Source organism: Devosia sp. 67-54 (assembly GCF_001899075.1).
Taxonomy (GTDB): domain Bacteria; phylum Pseudomonadota; class Alphaproteobacteria; order Rhizobiales; family Devosiaceae; genus Devosia_A.
This window is the reverse complement of sequence record NZ_MKVA01000005.1, coordinates 1,178,180-1,202,579: the sequence shown is the minus strand read 5'-3', so window position 1 is coordinate 1,202,579 and position 24,400 is coordinate 1,178,180. Positions and strand designations below refer to the sequence as shown.

At 68.2% G+C, this 24,400-nt stretch carries 28 protein-coding genes; 11 read left to right on the top strand and 17 right to left on the bottom strand.

Features of this window, described 5'->3' with window-relative positions; all coding sequences use genetic code 11:
• Positions 1–5: 5 nt before the first annotated feature.
• Entirely contained in the window at positions 6–1,406 is a 1,401-nt protein-coding gene (radA, locus tag BGO82_RS11310) for a DNA repair protein RadA (RefSeq protein WP_291305655.1), read from the bottom strand.
• A gap of 666 nt (positions 1,407–2,072) precedes the next feature.
• Between radA and BGO82_RS11305 the strand changes: the two genes are divergently transcribed.
• Complete coding sequence (locus BGO82_RS11305) at positions 2,073–2,645, top strand: 2'-5' RNA ligase family protein (RefSeq protein ID WP_291305654.1); 573 nt, start codon at positions 2,073–2,075, stop codon at positions 2,643–2,645.
• Here the strand turns inward: BGO82_RS11305 and alr are convergent.
• From alr to BGO82_RS11290, 3 genes are all read right to left on the bottom strand, one after another.
• Positions 2,642–3,787, bottom strand: a complete 1,146-nt coding sequence (gene alr / locus BGO82_RS11300; RefSeq protein ID WP_291305653.1) for an alanine racemase — start codon at positions 3,785–3,787, stop codon at positions 2,642–2,644. The genes BGO82_RS11305 and alr overlap by 4 nt on opposite strands.
• Complete coding sequence (locus tag BGO82_RS11295) at positions 3,784–5,274, bottom strand: replicative DNA helicase (protein ID WP_291305652.1); 1,491 nt, start codon at positions 5,272–5,274, stop codon at positions 3,784–3,786. The genes alr and BGO82_RS11295 overlap by 4 nt, the downstream gene beginning before the upstream one ends.
• Positions 5,275–5,541: 267 nt before the next feature.
• Positions 5,542–5,967 (bottom strand): MarR family transcriptional regulator, encoded by a 426-nt coding sequence (locus BGO82_RS11290; protein WP_291305651.1) that lies wholly within the window; start codon positions 5,965–5,967, stop codon positions 5,542–5,544.
• A gap of 75 nt (positions 5,968–6,042) precedes the next feature.
• Between BGO82_RS11290 and BGO82_RS11285 the strand changes: the two genes are divergently transcribed.
• Positions 6,043–6,576 carry a cytochrome b/b6 domain-containing protein gene (locus BGO82_RS11285; RefSeq protein WP_291305650.1) on the top strand — a complete coding sequence of 178 codons (534 nt, stop codon included), beginning with the start codon at positions 6,043–6,045 and terminating at the stop codon, positions 6,574–6,576.
• Positions 6,577–6,591: 15 nt separating this feature from the next.
• Here BGO82_RS11285 and BGO82_RS11280 read toward each other — a convergent pair whose 3' ends face one another.
• Positions 6,592–6,966: a hypothetical protein gene (locus BGO82_RS11280; protein WP_291305649.1), complete on the bottom strand. Its 375-nt coding sequence runs from the start codon at positions 6,964–6,966 to the stop codon at positions 6,592–6,594.
• A gap of 66 nt (positions 6,967–7,032) precedes the next feature.
• Here BGO82_RS11280 and BGO82_RS11275 point away from each other — a divergent pair, with 66 nt between their 5' ends.
• Complete coding sequence (locus BGO82_RS11275; RefSeq protein WP_291305648.1) at positions 7,033–7,473, top strand: MarR family transcriptional regulator; 441 nt, start codon at positions 7,033–7,035, stop codon at positions 7,471–7,473.
• Positions 7,474–8,067: an AAA family ATPase gene (locus tag BGO82_RS11270; RefSeq protein WP_291305647.1), complete on the top strand. Its 594-nt coding sequence runs from the start codon at positions 7,474–7,476 to the stop codon at positions 8,065–8,067.
• A gap of 6 nt (positions 8,068–8,073) precedes the next feature.
• Here BGO82_RS11270 and BGO82_RS11265 read toward each other — a convergent pair whose 3' ends face one another.
• The 7 genes from BGO82_RS11265 to BGO82_RS11235 all read right to left on the bottom strand — a co-directional run bounded on the left by BGO82_RS11265 (position 8,074) and on the right by BGO82_RS11235 (position 10,986).
• The gene (locus BGO82_RS11265; RefSeq protein WP_291305646.1) at positions 8,074–8,508 is read right to left on the bottom strand and encodes a type II toxin-antitoxin system HicB family antitoxin; all 435 of its coding nucleotides are present in this window, start codon (positions 8,506–8,508) and stop codon (positions 8,074–8,076) included.
• 7 nt (positions 8,509–8,515) lie between these two features.
• Positions 8,516–8,707: a hypothetical protein gene (locus BGO82_RS11260; RefSeq protein WP_291305645.1), complete on the bottom strand. Its 192-nt coding sequence runs from the start codon at positions 8,705–8,707 to the stop codon at positions 8,516–8,518.
• Between the two features lie 98 nt (positions 8,708–8,805).
• The gene (rplI, locus tag BGO82_RS11255) at positions 8,806–9,381 is read right to left on the bottom strand and encodes a 50S ribosomal protein L9 (protein WP_291305644.1); all 576 of its coding nucleotides are present in this window, start codon (positions 9,379–9,381) and stop codon (positions 8,806–8,808) included.
• Between the two features lie 121 nt (positions 9,382–9,502).
• Entirely contained in the window at positions 9,503–9,751 is a 249-nt protein-coding gene (gene rpsR / locus BGO82_RS11250) for a 30S ribosomal protein S18 (RefSeq protein ID WP_291305713.1), read from the bottom strand.
• Between the two features lie 24 nt (positions 9,752–9,775).
• On the bottom strand, positions 9,776–10,192 hold the full coding sequence (gene rpsF / locus BGO82_RS11245; RefSeq protein ID WP_291305643.1) for a 30S ribosomal protein S6: 417 nt from the start codon (positions 10,190–10,192) through the stop codon (positions 9,776–9,778).
• Between the two features lie 222 nt (positions 10,193–10,414).
• Positions 10,415–10,786, bottom strand: a complete 372-nt coding sequence (locus tag BGO82_RS11240) for a type II toxin-antitoxin system VapC family toxin (RefSeq protein ID WP_291305642.1) — start codon at positions 10,784–10,786, stop codon at positions 10,415–10,417.
• The gene (locus tag BGO82_RS11235; RefSeq protein WP_291305641.1) at positions 10,783–10,986 is read right to left on the bottom strand and encodes a type II toxin-antitoxin system VapB family antitoxin; all 204 of its coding nucleotides are present in this window, start codon (positions 10,984–10,986) and stop codon (positions 10,783–10,785) included. Before BGO82_RS11235 ends, BGO82_RS11240 begins: the two co-directional genes overlap by 4 nt.
• Positions 10,987–11,137: 151 nt before the next feature.
• Between BGO82_RS11235 and fabD the strand changes: the two genes are divergently transcribed.
• The 7 genes from fabD to gmk all read left to right on the top strand — a co-directional run bounded on the left by fabD (position 11,138) and on the right by gmk (position 17,769).
• Positions 11,138–12,088: an ACP S-malonyltransferase gene (fabD, locus tag BGO82_RS11230; RefSeq protein WP_291305640.1), complete on the top strand. Its 951-nt coding sequence runs from the start codon at positions 11,138–11,140 to the stop codon at positions 12,086–12,088.
• A 26-nt stretch (positions 12,089–12,114) separates the two neighbouring features.
• The gene (gene fabG, locus BGO82_RS11225) at positions 12,115–12,855 is read left to right on the top strand and encodes a 3-oxoacyl-[acyl-carrier-protein] reductase (RefSeq protein WP_291305639.1); all 741 of its coding nucleotides are present in this window, start codon (positions 12,115–12,117) and stop codon (positions 12,853–12,855) included.
• A gap of 368 nt (positions 12,856–13,223) precedes the next feature.
• Positions 13,224–13,460 carry an acyl carrier protein gene (locus BGO82_RS11220; protein ID WP_291305638.1) on the top strand — a complete coding sequence of 79 codons (237 nt, stop codon included), beginning with the start codon at positions 13,224–13,226 and terminating at the stop codon, positions 13,458–13,460.
• 26 nt (positions 13,461–13,486) lie between these two features.
• Entirely contained in the window at positions 13,487–14,755 is a 1,269-nt protein-coding gene (gene fabF / locus BGO82_RS11215) for a beta-ketoacyl-ACP synthase II (RefSeq protein WP_291305637.1), read from the top strand.
• A gap of 338 nt (positions 14,756–15,093) precedes the next feature.
• The gene (gene mltG / locus BGO82_RS11210) at positions 15,094–16,212 is read left to right on the top strand and encodes an endolytic transglycosylase MltG (RefSeq protein WP_291305636.1); all 1,119 of its coding nucleotides are present in this window, start codon (positions 15,094–15,096) and stop codon (positions 16,210–16,212) included.
• Positions 16,213–16,230: 18 nt separating this feature from the next.
• Positions 16,231–17,124 carry a YicC/YloC family endoribonuclease gene (locus tag BGO82_RS11205; protein WP_291305635.1) on the top strand — a complete coding sequence of 298 codons (894 nt, stop codon included), beginning with the start codon at positions 16,231–16,233 and terminating at the stop codon, positions 17,122–17,124.
• A 30-nt stretch (positions 17,125–17,154) separates the two neighbouring features.
• The gene (gene gmk, locus BGO82_RS11200; protein ID WP_291305712.1) at positions 17,155–17,769 is read left to right on the top strand and encodes a guanylate kinase; all 615 of its coding nucleotides are present in this window, start codon (positions 17,155–17,157) and stop codon (positions 17,767–17,769) included.
• On the opposite strand, the gene rsmA is transcribed toward gmk, so the two are convergent.
• The 5 genes from rsmA to BGO82_RS11175 form a co-directional block, all read right to left on the bottom strand.
• Positions 17,766–18,623, bottom strand: a complete 858-nt coding sequence (gene rsmA, locus BGO82_RS11195) for a 16S rRNA (adenine(1518)-N(6)/adenine(1519)-N(6))-dimethyltransferase RsmA (RefSeq protein WP_291305634.1) — start codon at positions 18,621–18,623, stop codon at positions 17,766–17,768. The genes gmk and rsmA overlap by 4 nt on opposite strands.
• Positions 18,620–19,624, bottom strand: a complete 1,005-nt coding sequence (gene pdxA, locus BGO82_RS11190; protein WP_291305633.1) for a 4-hydroxythreonine-4-phosphate dehydrogenase PdxA — start codon at positions 19,622–19,624, stop codon at positions 18,620–18,622. The genes rsmA and pdxA overlap by 4 nt, the downstream gene beginning before the upstream one ends.
• Positions 19,625–19,626: 2 nt before the next feature.
• Entirely contained in the window at positions 19,627–20,520 is an 894-nt protein-coding gene (locus tag BGO82_RS11185) for a peptidylprolyl isomerase (RefSeq protein WP_291305632.1), read from the bottom strand.
• A gap of 64 nt (positions 20,521–20,584) precedes the next feature.
• Positions 20,585–22,810: an LPS assembly protein LptD gene (lptD, locus tag BGO82_RS11180; protein WP_291305631.1), complete on the bottom strand. Its 2,226-nt coding sequence runs from the start codon at positions 22,808–22,810 to the stop codon at positions 20,585–20,587.
• A gap of 346 nt (positions 22,811–23,156) precedes the next feature.
• Complete coding sequence (locus BGO82_RS11175) at positions 23,157–24,245, bottom strand: LptF/LptG family permease (RefSeq protein WP_291305630.1); 1,089 nt, start codon at positions 24,243–24,245, stop codon at positions 23,157–23,159.
• Positions 24,246–24,400 lie beyond the last annotated feature (155 nt).

Here is a 24,400-nt window from a genome sequence, read left to right as displayed (position 1 = left end):
CCTGGCTAATCCGGCTGCCCGCTGCCCGTTGCCGATTGCCTGCCCCGGGCGGCGATTTTGCCGATCAGCTCCGCCAGCTCGGAATATTCGCTGACCCGGAAGCCGCCGCCGTCGCCGGCGCCGAGCTTGCCGGTGACGGCCGATTTGAAGCCGAGCTTCTGCGCCTCGCGCAGGCGCAGCGCGGCGTGCACCACCGGGCGGACGCCGCCGGCCAGCGAGATTTCGCCGAAGAACACGGTCTCGGGCGGCAGCGGCGAATTGGTGAGCGAGGAGATCAGCGCCGCCGCGACCGCGAGGTCGGCCGCCGGCTCGTTGACCTTCAGCCCGCCGGCGACGTTGAGGTAGATGTCGTTGGCGCCGATGCGCACGCCGCAACGGGTCTCGAGCACCGCCAGCACCATGCTGAGGCGCGACGAATCCCAGCCGACCACGGCGCGGCGCGGCGTGCCGAGCGGCGAGGGGGCGACCAGCGCCTGGATCTCGCACAGCACCGGGCGGGTGCCTTCCATGCCGGCGAACACGGCGGAGCCGGCCGCGTCGGTGTCGCGCTGGTCGAGGAACAGCGCCGAGGGGTTGGCGACTTCGCTGAGGCCCAGCGTCGTCATCTCGAACACGCCGATCTCGTCGGTCGCGCCATAGCGATTCTTGACGCCGCGCAGGATGCGGAAGGTGTGGCTGGAATCGCCCTCGAAATACAGCACCGCGTCGACCATGTGCTCGACCACGCGGGGGCCGGCGATCTGGCCATCCTTGGTGACGTGGCCGACCAGCACGATCGCCGCGCCCGACTTCTTGGCGAAGCGGGTGAGCGCCTGCGCCGAGGTGCGCACCTGGGTGACGGTGCCAGGGGCGCTGTCGACCCGGTCGGTCCACAGCGTCTGGATGGAATCGATGATCACAAGGTCGGGCGCCGCGCCGGCCTGCAGCGTGGCGAGGATGATCTCGACATTGGTTTCGGCCGCGAGCTGGACATTGGCCTCGCCCAGGCCGAGCCGCTGCGCCCTGAGCCGCACCTGCGCCACCGCCTCCTCGCCCGAGACGTAGACGACGCGCTTGCCCTGGTTGGCGAGGGCCGCCGCGGCCTGCAGCAGCAGCGTCGATTTGCCGATGCCCGGATCGCCGCCCACCAGCACCGCCGAGCCCATGACGAAGCCGCCGCCGGTGACCCGGTCGAGCTCGCCGAGCCCGGTGGTGACCCGGGCGGCGGTTTCGGTTTCGCCTGAGAGCGGCACCAGCGCCACCGGCCGGCCGCCGGCGGTCGCCATCTTCGGGCCGGCGCCGACGCCCGAATCGACCAGTTCCTCGACCACCGAATTCCACTCGCCGCAGCCCTCGCAGCGGCCCTGCCAGCGCACATGCGCGGTGCCGCAGGACTGGCAGACATAGGCGCTCTTGGCTTTGGCCATGCTGGCTCCGGAAACGACGCAGCTCTTGTACGGGAAGGCTAGCAGCCAGTAAAGAACGAAAAGTGAACAAGGCGAGCGCGCGCCTCCGGTGGCCCGGTTGCGGCGGCAGTCGGCGCCGCATGCTGTATGCGGCATGGCGAGGCCCCGCTCCCGGAGCCGGTAGACGGCGTGTAGTGAGACCGGAGCCTCGCCACGCGACCGGGGTTTATGACCAGGTCCTGCCTTCGACCAGCCTCTTGACTGCGGCGCGCAGGGACCGCGTCGAGATGCGGGGTCTTGCCGAGTTGGCCCCACAGCTCCAAGCTCCTCGGATGGCAACACCCTCGGGGCAATCCCCGGACCCTGGGTGCAGGATTGGCTCACCCATGGTTCCCGGCAGAACCGGCCCGGATGGAGTCGACACCCCACCCACACCGATCTCCCCCCGCAAATCACTCGTCATGATCTCGCAATCGCGAGGGGATGCGGTGGAGAGTACACCCGGGCTGGAGGGTGGTGGATTGGCGGACGGTGGATTTGTTGCAGGGGCTTGTGGGGGAAGGGGAAATTGGCGGTGACGTGGGGGACAGAGGTGTCGGGAACACGTGCGCTCCACCTAAGAAAGTTCATGTTTTGTTCTTGAACGATCCCCCTGCCTCGGGCTAGCCTTTGTCCCGGGAGGACCCGATGGCGCAGTTGTCGATGTTCGCGCGGCCGCAGCCGCGGGAGCGGGATGTGGTGTTTTTTGCGTTGATGCTGGGGCCGCAGCTGGCGGCGGCGATGCCGGGACTGGCGGCGCGGCTGCGGCGCGAGTTCGGGGTGCGGGCGCCGGTGTTCGGGCCGCGGCGGCTGCATGTGTCGCTGCTCGGCGTGGGCTTCGCCGATGCGCTCGACCCGGAGGAGGTCGAGACGGCGCGGGCGGCGGCGCTCGATTTCGCCGTGGCGCCGTTCGATCTGGCCTTCGGAAAGATGGTGAGCTTCGGTCGCGGGCAGGGGCCGCGGGCGGTGGTGCTGCGGCCGACCGAGGGCGGCGCGGCGGTCTGCGCCCTGTCGTGCGGCCTGGCGGAGGCGATGATCGCGCGCGGCCTCGATCCGCGCGGCCGGCCGCTGGCGGTGCCGCATCTGACGCTGCTCTACGACCGCGCGCCGGTGCCCGAGACGGCGCTCGAGCCGCCGGTCCGGACCCGCATCGAGCGCGCGGCGCTCATTTACAGCCACCGCGGGCAGGGCCGCTACACGCTGCTGGCCGAGACCGCCTAGCTCGCGGCCGGCTGCGCGCTCGAATCGACGTAGGTGCGCGAATAACGGCCCTTGAGCGCGGTGAGGATCTCGTAGCCGATGGTGCCGGCGGGGTCGGCCTGGTCGTCGACCGAGACGTGTGGCCCGAGGAGTTCGACCATCTCGCCGGGCACCGGGATGTCGTCGCCGAGGTCGGTGATGTCGATGGCGCACATGTCCATCGAGACGCGGCCGATGAACGGCACGGTGTGCCCGCGCACGAAGGCGCGGCCGCCGGCATGCTGGTTGCTGGCGCTCAGCGACCGCAGCAGCCCGTCGCCATAGCCGAGCGCCACGATGGCGAGGCGGCTGTCGCGGGTGAGGGTGTAGGTGGCGCCGTAGCCGACGGATTCGCCGGTCTTGCCGTCGCGGATCATCAGGATCGGCGCCTCCAGCGTCACCGACGGCACCATCGGGTTGCGCCGGCCGTTGACGGCGCGGCCGCCATAGAGCGCGATGCCGGGCCTGACCATCTGGAAATGCATGTCGCGGCTGGTCATGGTCGCTGCGGAGTTGGCGAGCGAGGCCGGGATGCCGGGGAATTGCGCGATCACCGAGGTGAACAGCGCCAGCTGCGTGCGGTTCTTTTCGTGCAGCGGCTGGTCGGCGCAGGCGAGGTGGCTCATCACCATCTGCGGGGCGTAGCCGACCTCGTCGCACATGCGCTTGACCACCGAGGTTTCGCTGAGGCGGAAGCCGAGCCGGTTCATGCCGGTGTCGAAATGCAGCGCCGCCGGCAGCGCCTCGTTGCGGCCGAGGCAGGCGACCAGCCACTCCTCCAGCATCGGCAGCGAGTTGAGCACCGGCATCAGCCGCTCGCCGACATAGAGCGGGGCGGCGCCGGGATAGAGGCCGTTGAGCACGAAGATGTAGCTGTCGGGCAGCGCCGCGCGTACCGCGAGGCCCTCGTCGGGCGTGGCGACGAAGAAGAAGCGGGCGCCGGCGGCGTACAGCGCCTTGCTGGCGGCGACGATGCCGAGGCCGTAGCCGTCGGCCTTGACGCAGGCGCCGGTGAGCGCCCCGCCCGACACCTTGTCGAGCGCCTGCCAGTTGCGGATCAGCGCCCCCAGATCGACCGTCAGCCGGGCGCCGTATCCTGTGACGATGGCGGGGGCGGGCATCATTCGTATCTTTCCGGCAGATACTGGTCGGGCGCGAGATTGCCGAAGCGCGTGTACTGGCCCTCGAAGCTGAGCTGCACCGTGCCGGTGGGGCCGTGGCGCTGCTTGCCGATGATGATCTCGGCGCGGCCGTGCACCTTTTCCATCTCGCCTATCCAGGTGATGTGCTCCGGCGTGCCTTCGCGCGGCTCCTTGTTCTTGAGGTAGTACTCCTCGCGATAGATGAACAGCACCACGTCGGCGTCCTGTTCGATCGAGCCCGATTCACGCAGATCCGAGAGCTGCGGGCGCTTGTCGTCGCGGCTTTCGACCTGGCGGCTGAGCTGGCTGAGCGCGATGATCGGCACGTCGAGCTCCTTGGCCAGCGCCTTGAGCGTGGTGGTGATCTCGGTGATTTCCTGCACCCGGTTCTCGCTGGCGCGCTTGGACGAGCCGGAGAGCAGCTGGATGTAGTCGATGATGATGAGGTCGAGCCCCTTCTGCCGCTTCAGGCGGCGGGCGCGGGCGGCGAGCTGCGCCACCGACAGGCCGCCGGTGTCGTCGATGTAGAGCGGCACCTGCGCCAGCATGTTGGAGACGTCGACGAGGCGGCTGAACTGGCTCTCGTGGATGTTGCCACGGCGGATGTCGGCGGACGAGATTTCCGCCTGCGCCGACAGGATACGGGTCGCCAGCTGCTCGGCGCTCATTTCGAGCGAGAAGAAGCCGACCTGGCCGCCGTTCACGGTCTTGCGGTGGCCGTCGGGCGTGATCTCGCCCTGCCACTGGCTGGCGACGTGAAAGCCGATGGTGGTGGCGAGCGAGGTCTTGGCCATGCCCGGCCGGCCGGCGATGATCACGAGGTCGGATTTCTGCAGTCCGCCCATCTGCCGGTCCATGTCGATGAGGCCGGTGGCGATGCCCGACAGGCGGCCGTCGCGCTGGTAGGCCTCGCCGGCCATCTTGATGGCTTCGGTCAGCGCCTCGTTGAAGCCCATGAAGCCGCCATCGTAGCGGCCCTTCTCGGCGAGGTCGAACAGCGACTTCTCGGCTTCCTCGATCTGCTTGGGCGCCGTCATCTCGACATCGGCGTCGTAGGCGGTCGACACCATCTCCTCGCCGATCTGGATCAGCGTTCTACGGATGGCGAGGTCGTAGACCGTCTGCCCGTAATCGTTGGCGTTGATGACGGTGGTGGCTTCCGCCGCGAGGCGGCTCAGATATTGCTGCATGGTGACGTCGGCCACCAGGCGGTCGGGCAGGTAGGTCTTGACGGTGATCGGGGTCGCCGCCTTGCCGGCGCGCACGATCTTGCCGGCGACCTCGTAGATCTCGCGATGCACCGGCTCGTAGAAATGCTCGGGCAGCAGGAAGTCGGAGACGCGGTAGAAGGCTTCGTTGTTGACCAGGATCGCGCCCAGCAGCGCCTGCTCGGCCTCGATGTTGTGCGGGGCGAGACGAAAGCTCTTTTCATCCGCAGGACGGATGCGCGCGACGTTTGAGTCGACCATGCCGAAAGACTCTCCCCCAAGCCGTTAAGGTTGCTTTAACCACGCAACGCCGCCGCCGGAAGCGGCTCGTCGTCGTCTCTGCACCAACCGGACCCGGGCCTCATGTGACTAATGTTGATACTGGGGGAATCTGAGACAGCGGCTTGCCATCGGCGCGCCGGCCCTTGTCGATTCTCCTAGAGCGGTTCACCGATTCCCGGAACCGGCGATCCACCATGCACTGCTGTTTGTCGCGCGGCCGAAGCGGAAGCGCGCTTGCGGGCTGGATTAGCCGTCGGCCTCGAGCCTGGCAATCACCCGTTGCAGCATGTCGATGAAGGTCGCGCGCTCGGCCGGCTCGAGCGCCGACAGCGCCAGCACGTTGACCGCACCGGCGGCGGCGAGGGCGCTCTCGGCCCGCTGCTGGCCGATGCGCGTGAGGCGCAGCAGCGTGCTGCGCCGGTCGGCCGGATCGGGCGCGCCGATCACGAGGCCGTCGCGCTCCATGCGCGCCAGCGTGTTGGCCATGGTCGGCTGCTCGACCGCGGCGAGCCGCGCCAGGTCCTTCTGCGCCAGCGCCTTGCCGTCGACGAGGGCGAGGAACACCGGCATCGGCCCCGCCGCGCTGCCCAGCCGCCGTTCCAGCGCTCGGACCAGCAGGCGTCCGGCGAGATTGGTCAGGTAGCCGATCGAGGTAAGCGAATCGCGCCGCATATCCATAGCTTGCTATCGATATCCATAGTGTGCTATGCATCTCATGCATCGGCCGACAGGGCAAGGAGCATCCGCATGAGCCTCAAGAGCACATCGACGCAGTACGGCAGCATGGCGATCGCGCTGCACTGGACCAGCGCGCTGGCGGTGATCCTCGCCTGGATCGCCGGCTTCGTGGTGGCCGAGACGCTGCCGGCCGGGCAGGGCGCGGGGATTCTCCTCGCCCATATCACGCTGGGGCTCATCGTCTTCGCCCTGACGCTGCTGCGCATCGTCTGGTGGCTGGCCCTCGACCGCCACCCGGGCGCCCCCGCCGGCCAGCCGGGCTGGCAGGTGCTGGCGGCGCAGGCGACGCATCTGGGCCTCTATGTGCTGCTGGTGCTGATGGCGACGAGCGGCATCGTGACGCTGATCCTGTCGGGCGCGGTGCCGCTGCTGCTCGCCGGCGGCCCGGTGCCCGACTTCTCCGAGCTGGTGCCGCGCCTCGCGCACGGCGTCATGAGCAAGCTGCTGCTCCTGCTGCTGGTGCTGCATGTCGGCGCCGCGCTCTACCACCAGCTGATCCGCAAGGACCGGCTGCTGGCCCGCATGGGCGTCGGGCGGGCCTGAGACCCGCCCACCGGCTCAGGCGCTCCACGGCGGAACGAAGGGCGGCTCGCTCCCGACCACGGCGCGGCCGCCGACCGGCAGCACCACCATCACCTCGAAGGCGACGTCCGGCGCCGCCACCAGCTCGAACTCGGTGAAGGCCGGAACGGCGTAGGCGTCGCCCGGTTTGAGCGCTTCGCTGCCGCGCTCGGTGCGCACGAAGCCTTCGCCGCCGACGGCGACGATGATCTCCTCGCGCGTCATGTGATGCCGCACGCCCTCGTGGCCCGGCTCGACGCGGGCCCGCCAGACGCCGGTCTCGCTCGACCCGCGGCTGGGCGAGGCGATGGGCGTGAACCGGACGCCCGGAATGTCGAAGCCGGCCGGCTGTGAATTGTCGATCTTGGGCATGGTGTTCTTCCTTGCGAATGCATATTGTCAATGGAGCTTGACTATATCGGTTGCCGAGATTGGTCAATGGGACTTGACGAAAAACCTCCGACGCTGATCGACCATGTCGGCTGGCGCCTCTGGCGCCTGGCGCGGCAGTGGAAGGCAGAGTTCGATGCCCAGATGCTGCGGCGCGGCTACCCGTGGGTGGCCGAGGCGCGGGGGGCTGTCATCGGCCATCTGCGGCCGGGTGGCCGGCCGCAATCAGAGCTCGCCGGCCTGCTCGGCGTCAGCAAGCAGGCGGTGCAGCAATTCGTCGACGAACTGGTGGAGGAGGGGGCGGTCGAGCGTATCGTCGATCCCAGGGACGCGCGCGGCCGGATCGTGCGGCTGACGGCCCGCGGCATCGCCTTCATCGAGGAGGGAAACGCGGTCAAGCGCGCGATCGAGGACGCCTACGCCGGACGCATCGGCAGGGACCGCCTCGACGCGCTCAATGCGGCGCTCGACGCGCTGGCGGAGGAGTAGATGCGCCTTGCGGTGACCGGCACGCATGGCAGCGGCAAGACCACGCTGATCGACGATTTCGCCGACGCGCACCGGGACTACGATCGCGAGCAGGAACCCTATTGGGCACTGGCGCAGCAGGGCGTGGTGTTTGCCGACGGCGTGTCGCTGCCGGACCTCGAGGAGCAGCTCGAGGCGAGCGTCGGCATGATCCTCGCCCGCGCCGGCGATCCCAGGGTGATCTTCGACCGCTGTCCCCTCGACCTGATCGCCTATCTCGAAGTCGTGGCGGAAGGCGAGGGCATCGACTGGTCGCCCACCGGCAAGCTGCTCGGCCGGATCGAGCGGGCGCTGGCGGCGCTCGATCTGGTGGTGTTCCTGCCGCTGTCGCAGCCGGACGAGATCGCGACGGCGATCGAGTTTCCGCGCCTGCGGGCGAACGTCGACCAGCGGCTGAAATCGATCCTGCGCGACGACGCGCTGGGACTGCTCGCAGATGGCCCGCGCCTTATCGAGCTGCACGGAAGCCGCGATGCGCGCCTGCGCAAACTGTCCGCCGCCATCGGCGAGCCGGCAGACAAAAAGGCCGGGAGTGCTCCCGCCATGGATCGGTGATCCGTTCTAAGCGGCCTCTTCGACCCTGACGACGAGGCGTTTGCCCAGGGCGCGCAGTCCGGCCTCGATCGTGGGCAATTTGGTCTTGTGGTACGGGTCGAGCATTCGCCGCACTTCGGTTTCGCCCTTGCCGAGCTTGGCGGCGAGCGCCACCTGGGTCATGCCCGACGCGCGGAAGGCGTCGATGAAGGCGAGCTTTGCGACGATTGCCGCCGGGACTGAAATGCGCCGGAACGATCCCCCCTCGGCCGGACGGGGAGAGGGCGTGGGCAGCGGCCTGCCATCTCCGGCATAGGTCAGCAGGGCCACCTCGAGTCCGTCCTGGGCATTGGCCAGCGCCTCCGACAGGGTTCTGCCCCCCGTGATCGCTTCCGGAATGTCGGGGAAGGTGACGAGGTAGCCGTCGCCGTCCGGCTGGAAGCGCGCGAGATAGGAGTCCATCGTCCTCTCACAGTCCGAGTTGCTTCCGGATGACCTTCTCCATGAGCGGAGTGATCTCCCCGGATTTGATGATTGAAAAGCGGCCGCCAAGGCGCACGACACAGTGTCCGCCCTTGCCGCGGGCCATGTCGACGCCGAGCTGGCCTCCCGCCGCTCTGGCCTCTTTGGAGAGCTGCCGGATGAGTTGCTCGCGCTTCATGGCTGAGGCGCAGTTTCGCACAAAAATGTGTGGATGCAAAGAAACAAAAAAGGCCGGGAGTGCTCCCGGCCTTTGACCTTTGGCGCTGCGGCGCGGGATCAGGCGTAGTCGCCGTCCTGGGCTTCGGCGGCGCCGGCTTCGGCCTGGCCGGCGGCGAATTCGGCCGCCACTTCGTCGTCGAAGGTGACGACGGTGAGGTCTTCGCCCTTGGCCTGACGCTCGGCTTCGTCGTCCGAGCGGGCGACGTTGACGTTGATGCTGACCGCGACTTCGGCGTGCAGGTGCAGCGGCACATTGTGCAGGCCGACCGTCTTGATCGGGTCGGCGAGGTCGACCTGGCTGCGGGCGACGGTGAAGCCGTCGGCGCTCAGCGCCTCGGCGATGTCGCGCGAGCTGACCGAGCCGTAGAGCTGGCCGGTCTCGCCCGCCTGGCGGATGATGACCACGGTCTTGCCGTTGAGGCCGGCGGCGATGCCGGCGGCGGCTTCGCGGCGCTCGGCGTTGCGCTTTTCGATCGAGGCGCGCTCGGTCTCGAACTTCTTGCGGTTGGCTTCGGTGGCGCGCAGCGCCTTGCCCTGCGGCAGCAGGAAATTGCGGGCGTAGCCGTCCTTGACGGTGACTTCGTCGCCGATATGGCCGTGCTTGCCGACGCGCTCGAGCAGAATAACTTTCATGGGGGAGTTCCTTGGCTGTCCCGGCCGGCTGGCCGGTTAGGAGCGGCGGACCATTCCGCCACCCCAGCGAGTACGAGCGAGCCGGCGCGCGTCTCCGGCGCCGGCCGCCACGAGCCGTTCGTTACGAGACGGCGTAGGGCATGAGCCCGATGAAGCGGGCGCGCTTGATCGCCTGGGCGAGCACACGCTGCTTCTTGGCCGACACCGCGGTGATGCGGGACGGCACGATCTTGCCGCGCTCGGACACGTAGCGCTGCAGCAGGCGAACGTCCTTGTAGTCGATCTTGGGGGCGTTCGGGCCCGAGAACGGGCAGGTCTTGCGCCGGCGCTGGAACGGACGGCGCGACTGCGAAGTGGAGAGATCCTTGATGGCCATTTGGCTGCGTTCCCTGGATTAGAAGCGACGGGGAGGACGGGGGCCGCGGTCGAAACCGCCGCGGTCGCCACCCGGGCGTCCGCCCGGACGGTCGGAGCGATCGTCGTCGCGGTCGCGCTTCTGCAGCATGGCCGAGGGGCCTTCCTCGAGCTCGTCGACGCGCACCGTCATGAAGCGCAGGATGTCTTCATTGATGCGCATCTGGCGCTCCATCTCGGCCACGGCCGGGGCCGGGGCGTCGATGTTGAGCAGGCTGTAATGGGCCTTGCGGTTCTTCTTGATGCGGTAGCTGAGGGATTTGAGGCCCCAGTACTCGTTCTTGGTGACCTTGCCGCCGCCCTGGGTGAGGACTTCGGTCAGGGCGTTGGTCAGTTCCTCGACCTGCTGGGGCGAAACGTCCTGGCGGGCCAGATAGATATGCTCGTAGAGGGGCATGAAGCGCCTTCCTTCTGGTTCAACACGGCATGTCCGGCGCGGAGCCCCTTTGAAGCCCGGAAAGGCGACAAAGCAGTCTTCTAAAGAGCGGGAACACGGGAGGCCGGGAATTTCACCCTATCCGGCACTGCCTAGGGCAATGCCAAACCCTCCGTTCAGCCCCCGGCCGAACGAATGCGAGGCGTCAGATAGGGGAAAAGCGGCGGGATGGCAAGGCGGACGTCAATTGATGGACTCGAACGAAACGCCGAGACGCGTCGCAACCTGGCTCATTCGCTTGTCGCGCGTCCACAGCCGACAATCGTCGGAAGCCACGGCGGCTGCGATCAGGTGAACATCGATGTAGCCGAGGCCGACCGCAATGAGCTGCTGCCGTTCGATCAACAGCAGGACTTCCTCGGGGTCGGCGATGTGGATTGACGGCAGTTCGAGCAAGTCGGCGAGAATGGCCTGGCGCGGTCGCAGATGTCCGAGAGCCAGTTCGCCCAGAACGAACGGATGCATGACCACTTGGCCCGCATCGAGAAGTCTGAAGACCTCGGCTTCGCCACGCCGCAAATGGTCTGCCCAGACCGATGTATCGAGCAGGATCATTCCGCGTCGGGGGGAAACCTGCGGCGAGGAGGGGCAACGAAATCCGGCTGTGTTCCGCCCAGACGGGCCAGGCGACGACTCGCTTCGCGTTGTACGAGCGATTCAAGGCCCATACGAATAAGCGCGGAGCGCTCCTTCACGCCGGTGTAGCGCTCCGCTTTTTCCAGCAATTCGTCATCGACGGTGACCGTGGTACGCATGGATGTCCTCCGCATCAAAAGTAGCATCAGACGATGCGCATTTCAATGCGTGCCCCTTGACTCGCGCCGGCTGCTCCTGCACACGCCGCGCCAACTTGAAGCCGGGCGCGGCGGCCCGTAGGCTGATTCAGCACATCAAGAGGCGGGGACCATGGCCAAGCGGGCATTCACCTTTCCGGGGCAGGGCAGCCAGGCGGTCGGCATGGGCAAGGACCTGGCGGCGGCCTATCCCGCGGCAAAGGCGGTGTTCGACGAGGTCGACGCGGCGCTGGGGCAGAAGCTCAGCCAGGTGATGTTCGAGGGCCCCGACGAGACGCTGCGGCTGACGGCCAACGCGCAGCCGGCGCTGATGGCCGTCAGCATGGCCGTGGTGCGGGTGCTGGAGAGCCGGGGCGTCCGCATCGCCGACGCGGCGTCCTATGTCGCCGGGCACTCGCTGGGCGAATATTCGGCGCTGTGCGCGGCCGGGGTGATCTCGGTGGCCGACGCGGCAAAACTGCTGCGCATCCGCGGCGAGGCCATGCAGCAGGCGGTGCCGGTCGGGCAGGGCGCCATGGCGGCGATCCTCGGGCTGGACCTCGAAACCGTGCTGCGCGCCGCCAACGATGCCGAACAGGGCGATATCTGCGGTGTCGCCAACGACAACGCCCCCGGCCAGGTGGTGATCTCCGGCCACGCCGGGGCGGTGGCCCGGGCGATCGAGCTGCTGAAGGCGGCGGGGGCCAAGCGGGCGCTGCCGCTGCCGGTGAGCGCGCCCTTCCACTGCGCGCTGATGCGGCCGGCCGCCGACGCCATGGAACATGCGCTGGCGGCGGTGGCGTTCGAGGCGCCGTCGGTGCCGGTGGTGGTCAATGTCACGGCGCGTCCGACCAGCGACCCGGCGGCGATCAAGGCGCATCTGGTCGAGCAGGTGACCGGCATGGTGCGCTGGACCGAAAGCATCCAATGGCTGGCCGGCGAAGGCGGCGTGACCGAGTTCTACGAGCTCGGCGCCGGCAAGGTGCTGACCGGCCTCGCCAAGCGCATCGCGCCGGACGCGGCGGCCAGCGCCGTGGGCACGCCGGCGGATATCGAGGCGGCCCTTGCCGCTCTCTCCGCCTGACTCATTTTCTCCCACGGAGACTGCAAGTGTTTGATCTCACAGGAAAACGCGCGCTGGTGACGGGCGCTTCGGGCGGCATCGGGCGGGAGATCGCCAAGGCGCTGGCGGCGGCCGGGGCGACGGTGGCGCTGTCGGGCACGCGGGTCGCCGCGCTCGAGGACACCGCCACGCAGATGGGCGGTGGCAGCCATCCGATCCTGCCCTGCAACCTCGCCGACGCCGAGGCGGTGGACAAGCTCGGGCCGGCCGCCGAGGCCGCGCTGGGCGGGCTCGACATCCTGGTCAACAATGCCGGCATGACGCGCGACAACCTGTTCATGCGCATGAAGAACGAGGAGTGGGACGAGGTCATCGCCGTGAACCTGACCGCGGCGTTCCATCTGACCCGCTCGGTGCTGCGCGGGATGATGAAGCAGCGCTTCGGCCGCATCATCTCGATCACCTCGGTGGTGGGCGTCGCCGGCAATCCGGGGCAGGGCAATTACGCCGCCTCAAAGGCCGGGCTGATCGGCATGAGCAAATCGCTGGCCCAGGAAGTTGCCTCGCGCAATATCACCGTCAACACCGTGGCGCCCGGCTTCATCGCCTCGGCCATGACCGACGAGCTCAACGACAAGCAGCGCGAGGCGATCTTGCTGAAGGTTCCGGCCGGACGGCTCGGAACGGCGGCGGAAGTGGCCGGCTGTACCGTGTTCCTGGCGTCGGACGCGGCCGCCTATATCACCGGCCACACCTTGAGCGTGAACGGTGGAATGCTGATGATCTAGAGCGGTTGGCCGATCGGGCGCTCTCGCGACTGATCGGCCAGAGCTAATAAGGAGTTTCAGCGGTTGGCCGATCGGGCGCTCTCGCGACTGATCGGCCAGAGCTAATAAGGAGTTTCAGCGGTTGGCCGATCGGGCGCTCTCGCGACTGATCGGCCAGAGCGCGAAACAAAACAGGCTTCATGGCCCTGTGGGCCGGCCGTTTCTGCAATATGGCAAAAGCCCGGCGAGTATGTTAGTTGCCCGCGCTGAGTTGAACGGCCAGGACCCCGGCTTGCGGGGTTCGTGAAGCCCGCCTAGAGTTGCGCCGGTCTTTGCAGCGCTCGCGCGACAAGAACGAACGAAGACTATCGAAAGGGAAGTCAAAAACTATGAGCGATATCGCTGACCGCGTCCGCAAGATCGTTGTGGAGCACCTCAATGTCGATCCCGAGAAGGTGACCGACAAGGCCAGCTTCATCGACGACCTCGGCGCCGATTCCCTCGACCAGGTCGAGCTGGTGATGGCCTTCGAAGAAGAATTCTCGGTCGAGATCCCCGATGATGCCGCCGAGTCGATCCAGACCTTCGGCGATGCCGTGGGCTATCTTACCAAGGCGGTCGGCTGATCCCAGCCGGCCGAACGGCAGCATCGATGGAACTACGTCGCGTCGTCGTAACGGGAATGGGGGCCGTGACCCCGCTCGGATGCGGCGTAGAAGCCACCTGGCAGAACATCCTCGCGAGCAGGAGCGGCGCCAGGCGCATCGACGATTTCGAGATCGATGACATCGCCTGCCAGATCGCCCACCGCATCCCGCTCGGGGCGCTTGCCGACGGCAAGTTCAACCCCGACGACTGGATGGACGTCAAGGAACAGCGCAAGGTCGACCCGTTCATCGTCTTCGCGATGGCGGCCGCGACCATGGCCATCGCCGACGCCGGCGTCGAACCGAAGACGGCTGCCGAAGCCGAGCGCGCCGGCGTTCTGATCGGCTCGGGCATCGGCGGCGTCGGCACCATCTACGACGCCTCGGTGACGCTGCACGAAAAGGGCCCGCGCCGCGTCAGCCCGTTCTTCGTGCCCGGCCGCATCATCAACATGGCGTCGGGCAACGTCTCGATCCGCTTCGGCCTCAAGGGCCCCAACCATTCGGTGGTCACCGCCTGCTCGACCGGCGCGCACGCCATCGGCGACAGCTGGCGCATCATCGCCATGGGCGACGCCGACGTGATGGTGGCCGGCGGCGCCGAATCCCCGGTCAACCGGCTGTCGATGGCGGGCTTTGCCGCCTGCCGGGCGCTGTCCACCGGCTTCAACGACCGCCCCACCGAGGCGTCGCGCCCCTACGACAAGGACCGCGACGGCTTCGTCATGGGCGAGGGCGCCGGCGTCGTGGTGCTGGAAGACTACGAGCACGCCAAGGCGCGCGGCGCCAGGATCTATGGCGAAGTCATCGGCTACGGCATGTCCGGCGACGCCTACCACATCACCGCCCCGGCGCCCGACGGCGACGGCGGCTATCGCTGCATGCAGATGGCGGTGAAGCGGGCGGGAATCGCGCCGGCCGACATCGACTACATCAACGCCCACGGCACCTCGACGCCGCTCGGCGACGAGATCGAGCTGGGCGCGGTGACGCGGCTGCTCGGCGATGCGGCGCCCAAGGCGGCGATGTCGTCGACCAAATCGGCCATCGGGCACCTGCTGGGCGCCGCCGGCGCGGTGGAGGCGATCTTTTCGCTGCTCGCCATGCGCGACAACATCGCGCCGCCCACGCTCAACCTCGACAATCCGTCGGTCGAGACGGCGATCAATCTGGTGCCCAAGGCGCCGGTGAACAAGCAGATCGACGTCGCGCTGTCGAACTCCTTCGGCTTCGGCGGCACCAACGCCTCCCTGATCTTCCGCAAGGTGGCGTAGGGCGGCCCATGTCCAGTCCAGCGGATCTGAAGCGGCGGCTGATCTGTGGTGGCTGTGGCCCCCACCCCCATCCCCTCCCCGCAAGGGGGAGGGGAGCCTGACTGCGGCGCCGGGGGCAGGCGGCTCTATCGCCTCCCTCCCCCTTGCGGGGAGGGACCGAGGGTGGGGGCCCCAACCACCGGATGCGCATCCGCCAAAGCGCGAGGGCGCCAGCCGGGGGCGCAAGGCAGCCCCCACCGCCCGGCACGTTTTCCCAAGCTTCGGTTGCACTTGCGTCCTTGTTTTGCCCGCTTCGTTGAGGCAAATGGCTGGGCGGGCGGCGGTCGAGAGGGGAAGCCATGGCGTCGGGCGACAGGAAGAAGCGGCGGAAGCGCTCGAGCGCGGTGGTGTTGCTGAGCGGGCTGTTCGGCCTCGTGATCATCGCCATCCTGGTGCTGGGCGGGGTGACGGCCTACGGCCTGCACCTGTTCTACGAGCCGGGCCCCAAGGATGCCGATACGCCGTTCCTGGTGGAGCGCGGCAGCAACCTCAACGCCGTGACGCAGGACCTCGTGGCGCAGGGCTTCACCCAGGACGGGGCGCTGCAGCCGCTGGTGTTCCGCGCCGCGATCGAATTGCTGCACCTGAAGGGTTCGAAGCTGCTGCCCGGCCAGTACATCATGCCCGCGCATGCCTCGATGGACGACATGCTGCGCGTCGTGACCCAGACCAAGCCGCAGGAATTCTTCGTCAACGTGGTGCCCGGCGAAACCTCCTGGCAGGTGGCGCAGGCGCTCAACAATCCCGGCCTCAACCTCACCGGCGATCCGGTAACGCCGCCCCCCGAAGGCTCGCTGCTCGCCGTGCGGCACGATTTCTTCCCCGGCGACAGCCGCAAATCGGTGATCGACGGCATGCAGAAGAAGATGGCCGACACCGTCGCCGACATCTGGGCCAAGCGCGACCCGGCGATCGACGACGTCATCGGCTCGCCCGCCGACCTCGTCACCATGGCCTCGCTGGTCGAGAAGGAGACCGGCATCGACAGCGAGCGGCCGGACGTGGCCTCGGTGTTCCTCAACCGGCTGCGCAAGCACATGCGGCTGCAGACCGACCCCTCGGTGATCTACGGCATCACGCTGGGCCAGCAGAAGCTCGACCGGCCGCTGACCACCAGGGATCTCGGCTCCAAGACGCCCTACAACACCTACCAGATCGACGGCCTGCCGGCCGGACCGATCGCCAATCCGGGCGTCGATGCGCTCGAGGCGGTGGCGCATCCGTCCAAAACGTCGTTCCTGTATTTCGTCGCCAAAGGGCCCGACCCCAAAGACGGGCACACCTTCGCCTCGACCTATGCCGAGCACCGCCGGAACGTGCTGAAATACCGCCAGGCGGTGGCTTCGGACGAGGCCGAGCAGGCCAAGGAGCAATTGGAGGAGGAACAGGCCAAGGACGCCGGAGACACCACGCAATAAACGGTGTATCGGGCTCAGATGGCCTCACCCCTCGCCAGCATGACCGGGTATGCGCGCGCCCAGGGCGGCGTGCCCGGCATCGTCTTTGCGGTCGAGATCAAATCGGTCAATGCGCGCGGCCTCGACATGCGCATGCGGCTGACCCCGGGCTATGACGCGCTGGAGCCCGAAATCCGCCGCCGCGTCGGCAAGGCGCTGAGCCGCGGCTCGGTGACGGTCAACCTCAACATCGAGCGCGAAGGCGAGGGCGGGCGCGTGGTGATCAACCACGCCGCGCTCGATGCGGTGCTCGGCGCGCTGCGCGAGGTGGCCTCCCGCATCGACGCCACGCCGCCGACGCTCGACGGCATCCTGGCGCTCAAGGGTGTGCTGGAACAGCACGACGCGCCGCTCGACGCGGACGCCGAGGAGCGGCTGCAGGCGGCGATCTACGAGGCGGTCGATGCGGCGCTGGGCGATCTCAGGACGGCGCGGCAGGCCGAGGGCCGGGCGCTCGAAGCCATCCTCATGCGCCAGATCGACGAAATCGCCCGGCTGCGCGACCTGGCCGAGACGCATCCCGGCCGCGGCCGCGAGGCGACCCTCGGCCGGCTCCGCGAGCAGGTCGCCGAGCTCAGCGCCGCCGGCAGCGGCCTTAGCGAGGACCGGCTGCTGCAGGAGGCGTTGCTGCTCGCCACCAAGGCCGACATCCGCGAGGAGCTCGACCGGCTGGCGGCGCACGTCGCCTCGGCGCGGGCGCTGCTGCGCGAGGGCGGCCCGGCCGGCCGCAAGCTCGACTTCCTGTCACAGGAATTTAACCGCGAAGCGAATACGCTGTGCTCCAAGTCCAACGCCGTGGAGCTGACGGCGATCGGCCTCGACCTCAAGGCCGTGATCGACCAGTTCCGCGAGCAGGTGCAGAATCTGGAGTAGGCGGTGATCGAGTTCCCGCGCCGCGGCGTGATGTTGGTTCTGGCCTCGCCGTCGGGGGCCGGCAAGTCGTCCATCACCCGCGCGCTGTTTGCGCAGGACCCCAATATCGCCCTCTCGGTTTCGGTGACCACCCGGGCGCGCCGCACCGACGAGGTCGAAGGCCAGCACTATTACTTCCGCACCGTGCAGCAATTCGAGCAGATGCGCGCCAATGGCGAGCTGTTGGAATGGGCCAAGGTGCACGACAATTTCTACGGCACGCCGCGCGCCCACGTCGAAGAGCAGCTGGCTGCCGGAAACGACATTCTATTCGACATCGACTATCAGGGCACGCTGCAGCTCTACGACCGGTGCCGCCCCGACATGGTGACGGTGTTCATCCTGCCGCCATCGATCAAGGAGCTGAAGTCGCGCCTCGAGCGGCGGGCGCAGGACTCCGTCGGCACCATCGGCAAGCGGCTGAAGAACGCCAAGGTCGAGATGGCGCACTATCGCGAGTACGATTACGTGCTGGTCAACGAGGACCTCGAAGCCTCGACGCAGAAGGTGCGCACCATCCTCGCCGCTGCCCGCCTGCGGCGCGACCGCCTGCGCGACCTCGAGGGCTTCGTCAAGGATCTGCAGGACCAGATCGACTCGATCTAGCCGGCTGGGGCCACGGGCACCGCAGCAAGAGCTTTCGCCATCGCGAGGAAGGCGTCGATCGGCAGCACTTCGGCGCGTTCGTCGCCCTTGAGGCCGGCCGCGGCGAGCAGGGTGTCGACCGGGGCGCCGGTGGCCTTGAGGCTTTGCCGCACCATCTTGCGGCGCTGGCCGAAGGCGGCGCGGGTGACGGCTTCGAGCTTGCGCACCGGGATCGTTGGGTCGACCGGCCTGGGCACGAGATGCACCACCGCCGAGGTGACGTTGGGCGGCGGCGTGAAGGCCGAGCGCGCCACGTTGAAGGCGATGCGCGCCTCGCTGCGCCAGCCGGCCAGCACCGCCAGCCGCCCATAGGCGTCGTCGCCGGGCCGCGCCACGATGCGCTCGGCCACCTCGCGCTGGAACATCAGCGTCAGGCTCTCGTAGAACGGCGGCCACGGCTCGGCGGTGAGCCAGCCGATGAGCAGCTCGGTGCCGATATTGTAGGGCAGATTGGCGACGATCCGCGTCGGCCCGTCGGCGAGCGCGGCGTAGTCGGTGGCCATGGCGTCGCCGGCAATGATGCTGAGCCGGCCCGGATAGGCCACCGCGATCTCCTCGAGCGCCGGGATCGCCCGCTCGTCGCGCTCGATGGCGATGACGCGGCGCGCGCCCTCGGCCAACAGCGCCCGGGTGAGGCCGCCGGGGCCCGGACCGACCTCGATCACGGTGTGCTGCGCGAGATTGCCGGCGGCGCGCGCGATGCGGGCGGTGAGGTTGAGGTCGAGCAGGAAGTTCTGCCCGAGCTGCTTTTTGGCGCTGAGGCCGTGCCGCGCGATGACCTCGCGCAGCGGCGGAAGCGTGTCGATCCGGCTCAAGCGCCGCTCGTCATGCGGTCGGCGAGGCGGATGGCGGCGAGCATGCTGGCCGCCGACGCCTGTCCGGTGCCGGCCAAGGCGAACGCCGTTCCATGGTCGGGCGAGGTGCGCACGATGGGCAGGCCCAGCGTGACGTTGACGCCCTGGTCGAACGCCACCGTCTTGATCGGGATCAGCGCCTGGTCGTGGTACATGGCCAGCACCGCGTCGTAGGTCTTCCAGCTGGGCAGGTGGAAGATGGTGTCGGCCGGGAACGGCCCCTCGACGCGCGAGCCGGAATGCTGCAGGTCGGTGATGGCCGGCAGGATGATGTCGCGGTCCTCGGTGCCGATGCTGCCGCTCTCGCCGGCGTGCGGATTGAGCCCGGTGACGGCGATCCTGGGGTCGAGGATGCCGAAGCGGGTGCGCAGATCGTGCTCGAGGATCAGCACCGTGTCGCGGATCAGCTTCTGCGTGACGAGGCCCGCCACGTCGCGCAGCGGCACGTGGATGGTGAGCGGCACCACGCGCAGATCCTCGTGCGCCAGCATCATCACCGGCTGCGGCGTGCCCTTGCCGTTGGCGCACAGCGCCGCGAGATATTCGGTGTGGCCGGGATAGCGGAAGCCGGCGGTGTAGAGCGCCGCCTTGTGGATCGGCGCGGTGACCACGCCGCGGCAGGCGCCGCCCAGCGTCTCGCTGACGGCGCGCGCGATCGACTCGATCACCACCTTGCCCGACAGATGGCTGGTCTCGCCCGGCTTGTCGGGCACCAGCCCGTCGATATGGCTGACGGGCAGGGCGATGGGGAACTGCCCGGCCGCTTCGGCCGCCGTGGTCTGCGCGAAATTGATGTTGAGGCCGAGCCGGCGGGCCCGCGCCGCCAGGAACGCCATGCTGCCCATGACGATGAAGGGCGGCAGCTCGTACTCCGCCCGTTGCGCATAAAGCTGCAGGATGAGGTCGGGGCCGATCCCGGCGGGCTCGCCCATGCTGACCGCGAGGGGAGCGAGCCCGGCCATGATCAGTTGTAGACGATCTGCGCCTTCGCCTTGAGCTCGGCGAGGTATTTGTCGGCTTCCGTCTTCAGCGCGCCGTTGCCCTGGTTCTGGCGGATGCTGTCGGCGAGGTAGGTGGTGTCGTCCGACGTTTCCTTGCTGCACACGGCGAACATCGACACGCCGTTCTCGACCACCCGCGGCTTGGTGATGCCGCCGACATTGAGCTTGCTGAGCTCGGCGGCGATCGGATCGGGAAGCTGCGTCGCGTGGCGCCGTCCCACGTCGCGCACCGCCGCGTCGGTGTAGGCCAGCGATTCCTGCACCGCGCTGTCGCAGCCCTTGAACGCGGCGCGGTATTTGTTGGCCTGCGCCGTCCGCGCCGCCGCCGAGGGGCCGCCCTTGACGGTGAGGAACAGCACTTCCTTGAGGATGTAGTCGAAGCTGTTGGCGGCAGTCAGCTTGGCCTTGGCCTCCTTGTCGATCTCGGCCTCCGACACGGTGACGCGCGAGCTGACGGCGGTGGCGGTGATCTTGTTCCAGGCGATGTTGGCCTTGAGCCGGTCGCGCAGCGTCTGGATCGCCACGCCGCGGTCGGTCAGCACCTTTTTGAGGTTGGTGTCCGACAGGCGCATGTTGCGCGCCAGTTGCAGCACCGCCGCGTCGATGTCGGCTTCCGAGATCTCGAAGCCGAGGCGCTTGGCCTCCTGCACCTCCAGCGCCTCGTTGACCAGCTCGTCCTGCGCGGCTTTGCTGCCGCTGCGGTTCTCGAGCTTCATCAGCGCCAGGCGCTGGCTGATCTGCACGTCGGTGATGGGGGTGCCGTTGACGGTGATCTTGACCGTCGCCGCTCCGGCCGGCGCTGCCACGAGCAGCGTCAGGCTGAGGAGAGCGGCGCCGATAACACGATGCATGTTCATAGCGTGCCTGTTGAAGAGTGCCTCGCGGCGTGTGTGGGTGAAAAATGCGGCTGAAATCGGTGTGTCAGAAAACGGCCTGGCCGTCGGGTCCCTTCAATTTGAAGGTAAAGCCGGTGCCCCAGCTCGTCGGAGTGAAATTGGCGCCGGCCCCCAGCACCAGATAGCCGTCGTCATAGGTGACCCCGACATCGGAGCGCAGCCAGGAATTGCTGGCGAGGTTCCAGGTCAGGTCGCCGTTGAGGCGCCAGTAATCGGCGACGGGAATGCCCACCGCGCCCTGGATCTCGTGCTGGTCGACGGTGGTGCCGAGCGCCGCGTCCTTGGCGATGTAGATGTAGGTGCCGCTGGTCGACAGGCCGTTGGCGAAGGTGAAGCTGGCGCCGGCGCCGGCGCGGGTGATGCGCGGCGTCGATTGATCGACCTGCAGCTTGCCGGCGAGCGTCAGCCCGTTGGCGAAGCCGGCGCGGGCGCTGCCCACGAGGTACGATTCGGCGCTGCCCAGCCCGGTGCTGGTGCCGGTCTGCGCCGCGTCGCTGGCGCCGAAGGCGTTGACGCCGGCGAGATGGAAGGACTGGCCGGCGACGAGGTCGATCCAGCTCCCGTCGGCGAAATTGCCGAGATAGTGCGCGCCGATATTGGCCTGCAGCCCGGTATCCTGCCGGTCGATGCCGGAGAAATGGTTGTAGGTGAACAGGTTCGAGGTATCGAACACGAAGCTCTGCGCGTCGTCATTGGTGATGCCGACATTGGTGGTCGACGAGCCGCGATAGACCAGTTGCGCCACCGGCTCGACCAGGTGCGTGTCGAAGCCGGATTTGGCCACCAGCGGCCAGCGCACGTCCATCGCCGCGATCGGCGTGACGCTGAGCAGCGAACTGTCGAACTGCGTCGGGTAGGGAAGTGCCGGTGCGGGAAGCGACGGAATGGCCCCCAGCGTGCGGTCGTAGGAGGTGGCGTCGAGCCGGGCGCCGAGATAGGGCGTCGCCACCAGCCCGCCGGGCAGGATGAACTGGTCTTCCCACGCCCCTTCGAGCGCGAGGTGCTGCTTGGTGCCCTCGTAGCCGGTGACGTAGGGGATGCCGCCATAGGTCGCGGTCTGGTCGGCCTGGCGCGTGACGCGCAGCAATTCGCCGCTCAGATGCGCGCGGCCGAAGCCGGGGGCGAGGTCCTGCACGTGCTCGAACGTCACCTGCGGCAGCAGCGTCGCCTGCGCCGGATCGTCGGTGGCGTAGTTGCCGAGCAGGTTGCCCCGTTCGATGCGCGCATCGAAATAGGTCATCTCGTTGAGATAGGTGCCGTAGACGCGGTTGGTGTAGCTGTCGGCGTCGGTGAATTTGTAGTCGACCAGATACGCCTGGTCGGTGAAGGTCGAATACGACCAGCCGGCGATCCAGTGGTCGGCCGGGGTGAAGCGGCCCGAGGTCTGGATGGCGCCGCGCCACTGCCGGTCGCCGACCGTGCCGGCGAAGGCGGATTTGTCGAGCTGGTAGAGGCCGGACGCCTTGATCGACACCTCGCCATAGGGCGGCAGGCGCCATTTGAGCGCGCCGCCCATCAGCACGCCCTGCCGGCTCATCAATTGCGGCGTGAGCACCAGGTCGATGTCTTCGCCTACCGGCACGAAATACGGGATTGCGGCGACGGCGCCGCGCTTGGCGTCGTAGTCGACGCTGGGCATGCGCAGGCCCGTGGCGCGCGGCTGCGTCGGATCGGGAACCCAGAACCACGGCAGCCAGGCCACCGGAATGCCCAGCAGTTCGAGCGAGGGCTGCTCCAGCGTCACCGAGGCATGGTCGCGGCTGTAGTGGATCTTGGCGGCCTTCACCTTCCAGCCGATCTTGCGGCCCTTGCTGTCGATGCACAGGCCGCACGGCGAATAGCTCGCATCGGTCAGCATGGTCTCGAAATCGGACTGGAAGTGCACGCTGCCGGCGGTGATCCTGGCGCCTTCGCCGGTGGTGATCGTCAGCGAATTGAGGAACGCCTCCTTGAGGCCGCCCGTGACCTCGATCGAGTCCATGTGCATCACCGTGCCGCCATTGGTCAGCGTCACGTGGCCCACGGCCATGACCGAGCCTTTTTGCATGTTGTATTCGACGCGGTCGGCCGTCAGCGTGAAGCCCTGGTAGGACATCACCACCTTGCCGTCGGCGGCGATCATGCCGGTGCCGCCCTCGTACGACATCTGGTCGGCCTCGACCGCCGCAGGGTTGCCGCCGGGCGACGGCACCATGTCGAAAAAGCCCTCGGGCAGCAGCGTGGCGTGGGCCGGCAGCGCCGTGAGCAGCACCAGGCCGAATCCGGCGAGGACGCGCGCAATCGCCCGCCGCGTCCGAGATCCGTTGCTGCTGCCTCGGGGCAAGATCGTCATGCTCGCCCGTCCGGTTGTCTGAACAGCACCCTGCGCCCAACAAAAACGCCCACAAATGCCGGCCCCAGAGCGGCAGATGCGGGTCCCCACGCCCCGACGGCCGGATGCCCGGCCGCCAACTCGAAAGCTACATACAGCACAAAACCGGCGACGACACCATAAAGGACCACGCCGCAATGGTTATTTGGCGTTAGATAAACCTGCGTAAATTGCCGGCCGGCAGCGTGCCGGATGGTTAATTTCCGCCTCGCGCCGCCCCTCACGCTCATGCCGCCGCCTTCCGCCGCCAGCGGACCGGCCGGAACACCCGCAGCCGCGCGCCGAGCAGCACCAACGCGGCAGCGAGGATGATCACCGATCCCGACGCGACCCCCAGAATGCCCGGGCCGACGACGTAGGAGGTGAGGGCGCGCTCGATGAAGGCGGCGCCCAGCACCACGATCTCGACCGGCGCGTCGCCGCGCCGCCGGCCGCTGGGGAACAGCGCCAGCGCCGTGACCAGGGCGCACAGCGCCAGCACCCGCAGCCCTTCGCCGCTGCGCTTGAGCAGGGTCTTGACCACCGCCGGGTCCCAATGGCCGGTTTCGAGCGCCGTGGCGACCAGGTCGTAGCTCGGGCTCTGCGCCAGGCCGTCGGCGGCCCCGGAATCGGCCGCCAGCCGGTCCATCGGCAGATCGTACTGCTTGAACGCCACCTGCGAGAAGCGGCCGTCGGCCGTGAGGTATTGCACCGCCCCGTCGTGCATGCGCAGCACGTAGCCCTGCTCGTCATGGGTGATGATGGCGGCACGGGCGAAATAGGTGCGGTGCAGATCGGGGTCGCGCGGGTCGTCGGCGAAGAAATCGCTGATGTTGCCGCGCGAATCGCGCCCGCCGATGACCATCGACACACCGCCGCCCAGCGAGGTGAAGCGGTGCGGGATCATGCTGCGCGACACCAGGTCTGCCGCGATGCTGGTCGACCAGTCATTGGTGGCGCGCGAGCCCAGCGGATCGGCGACATGCGACAGCAGCAGCACCGCGACCGTGCCGATGAGGGTGTAGAGGCCGATGGCCCGCAGCAGCACCGGCAGCAGCCCGTTGGAATGGATGATGCCCAGCTCGCTGCTGGCCTGCAGCCCGCGCAGCGCCCGGCCGAGGCCGATGCCGAGGCAGACATACAGGAACGCCACGCCGAGCCCGGGCATGGTCAGCAGCGTCTGGCCCACCAGCGTCAGCACGTTCTGGCCCTTGTCGGAGACGAGGTCGAACAGCCTGAGGCACTGAATCAGGAACAGCAGAAAGGCGGCGACGGCAAACAGCGCCATCGCCTCGGACCAGAAAAGCCTTGCCAGATAGCGGCTTAGGCGGGCCACTTGCCGCCGTCCGTAAACTCCAGAATCGCGCTGCCCCTGTGGTGGTTATGCCGGGACTCTGGTGGCCTTCCGCGGCCAAGGCAAGGCGACAGGGCGCCCGGCGGCACGTTCGGCCGCCGGCTGTTGCGGGATTGACGCGGCGTCGTGATGCTGTT

Coding starts and splice junctions, on each gene's coding strand:
- radA (WP_291305655.1), bottom strand. CDS start 1,406: ATGGCCAAAGCCAAGAGCGCCTATGTCTGCCAGTCCTGCGGCACCGCG.
- BGO82_RS11305 (WP_291305654.1), top strand. CDS start 2,073: ATGGCGCAGTTGTCGATGTTCGCGCGGCCGCAGCCGCGGGAGCGGGAT.
- alr (WP_291305653.1), bottom strand. CDS start 3,787: ATGATGCCCGCCCCCGCCATCGTCACAGGATACGGCGCCCGGCTGACG.
- BGO82_RS11295 (WP_291305652.1), bottom strand. CDS start 5,274: ATGGTCGACTCAAACGTCGCGCGCATCCGTCCTGCGGATGAAAAGAGC.
- BGO82_RS11290 (WP_291305651.1), bottom strand. CDS start 5,967: ATGCGGCGCGATTCGCTTACCTCGATCGGCTACCTGACCAATCTCGCC.
- BGO82_RS11285 (WP_291305650.1), top strand. CDS start 6,043: ATGAGCCTCAAGAGCACATCGACGCAGTACGGCAGCATGGCGATCGCG.
- BGO82_RS11280 (WP_291305649.1), bottom strand. CDS start 6,966: ATGCCCAAGATCGACAATTCACAGCCGGCCGGCTTCGACATTCCGGGC.
- BGO82_RS11275 (WP_291305648.1), top strand. CDS start 7,033: ATGGGACTTGACGAAAAACCTCCGACGCTGATCGACCATGTCGGCTGG.
- BGO82_RS11270 (WP_291305647.1), top strand. CDS start 7,474: ATGCGCCTTGCGGTGACCGGCACGCATGGCAGCGGCAAGACCACGCTG.
- BGO82_RS11265 (WP_291305646.1), bottom strand. CDS start 8,508: ATGGACTCCTATCTCGCGCGCTTCCAGCCGGACGGCGACGGCTACCTC.
- BGO82_RS11260 (WP_291305645.1), bottom strand. CDS start 8,707: ATGAAGCGCGAGCAACTCATCCGGCAGCTCTCCAAAGAGGCCAGAGCG.
- rplI (WP_291305644.1), bottom strand. CDS start 9,381: ATGAAAGTTATTCTGCTCGAGCGCGTCGGCAAGCACGGCCATATCGGC.
- rpsF (WP_291305643.1), bottom strand. CDS start 10,192: ATGCCCCTCTACGAGCATATCTATCTGGCCCGCCAGGACGTTTCGCCC.
- BGO82_RS11240 (WP_291305642.1), bottom strand. CDS start 10,786: ATGATCCTGCTCGATACATCGGTCTGGGCAGACCATTTGCGGCGTGGC.
- BGO82_RS11235 (WP_291305641.1), bottom strand. CDS start 10,986: ATGCGTACCACGGTCACCGTCGATGACGAATTGCTGGAAAAAGCGGAG.
- fabD (WP_291305640.1), top strand. CDS start 11,138: ATGGCCAAGCGGGCATTCACCTTTCCGGGGCAGGGCAGCCAGGCGGTC.
- BGO82_RS11220 (WP_291305638.1), top strand. CDS start 13,224: ATGAGCGATATCGCTGACCGCGTCCGCAAGATCGTTGTGGAGCACCTC.
- fabF (WP_291305637.1), top strand. CDS start 13,487: ATGGAACTACGTCGCGTCGTCGTAACGGGAATGGGGGCCGTGACCCCG.
- mltG (WP_291305636.1), top strand. CDS start 15,094: ATGGCGTCGGGCGACAGGAAGAAGCGGCGGAAGCGCTCGAGCGCGGTG.
- BGO82_RS11205 (WP_291305635.1), top strand. CDS start 16,231: ATGGCCTCACCCCTCGCCAGCATGACCGGGTATGCGCGCGCCCAGGGC.
- gmk (WP_291305712.1), top strand. CDS start 17,155: ATGTTGGTTCTGGCCTCGCCGTCGGGGGCCGGCAAGTCGTCCATCACC.
- pdxA (WP_291305633.1), bottom strand. CDS start 19,624: ATGGCCGGGCTCGCTCCCCTCGCGGTCAGCATGGGCGAGCCCGCCGGG.
- BGO82_RS11185 (WP_291305632.1), bottom strand. CDS start 20,520: ATGAACATGCATCGTGTTATCGGCGCCGCTCTCCTCAGCCTGACGCTG.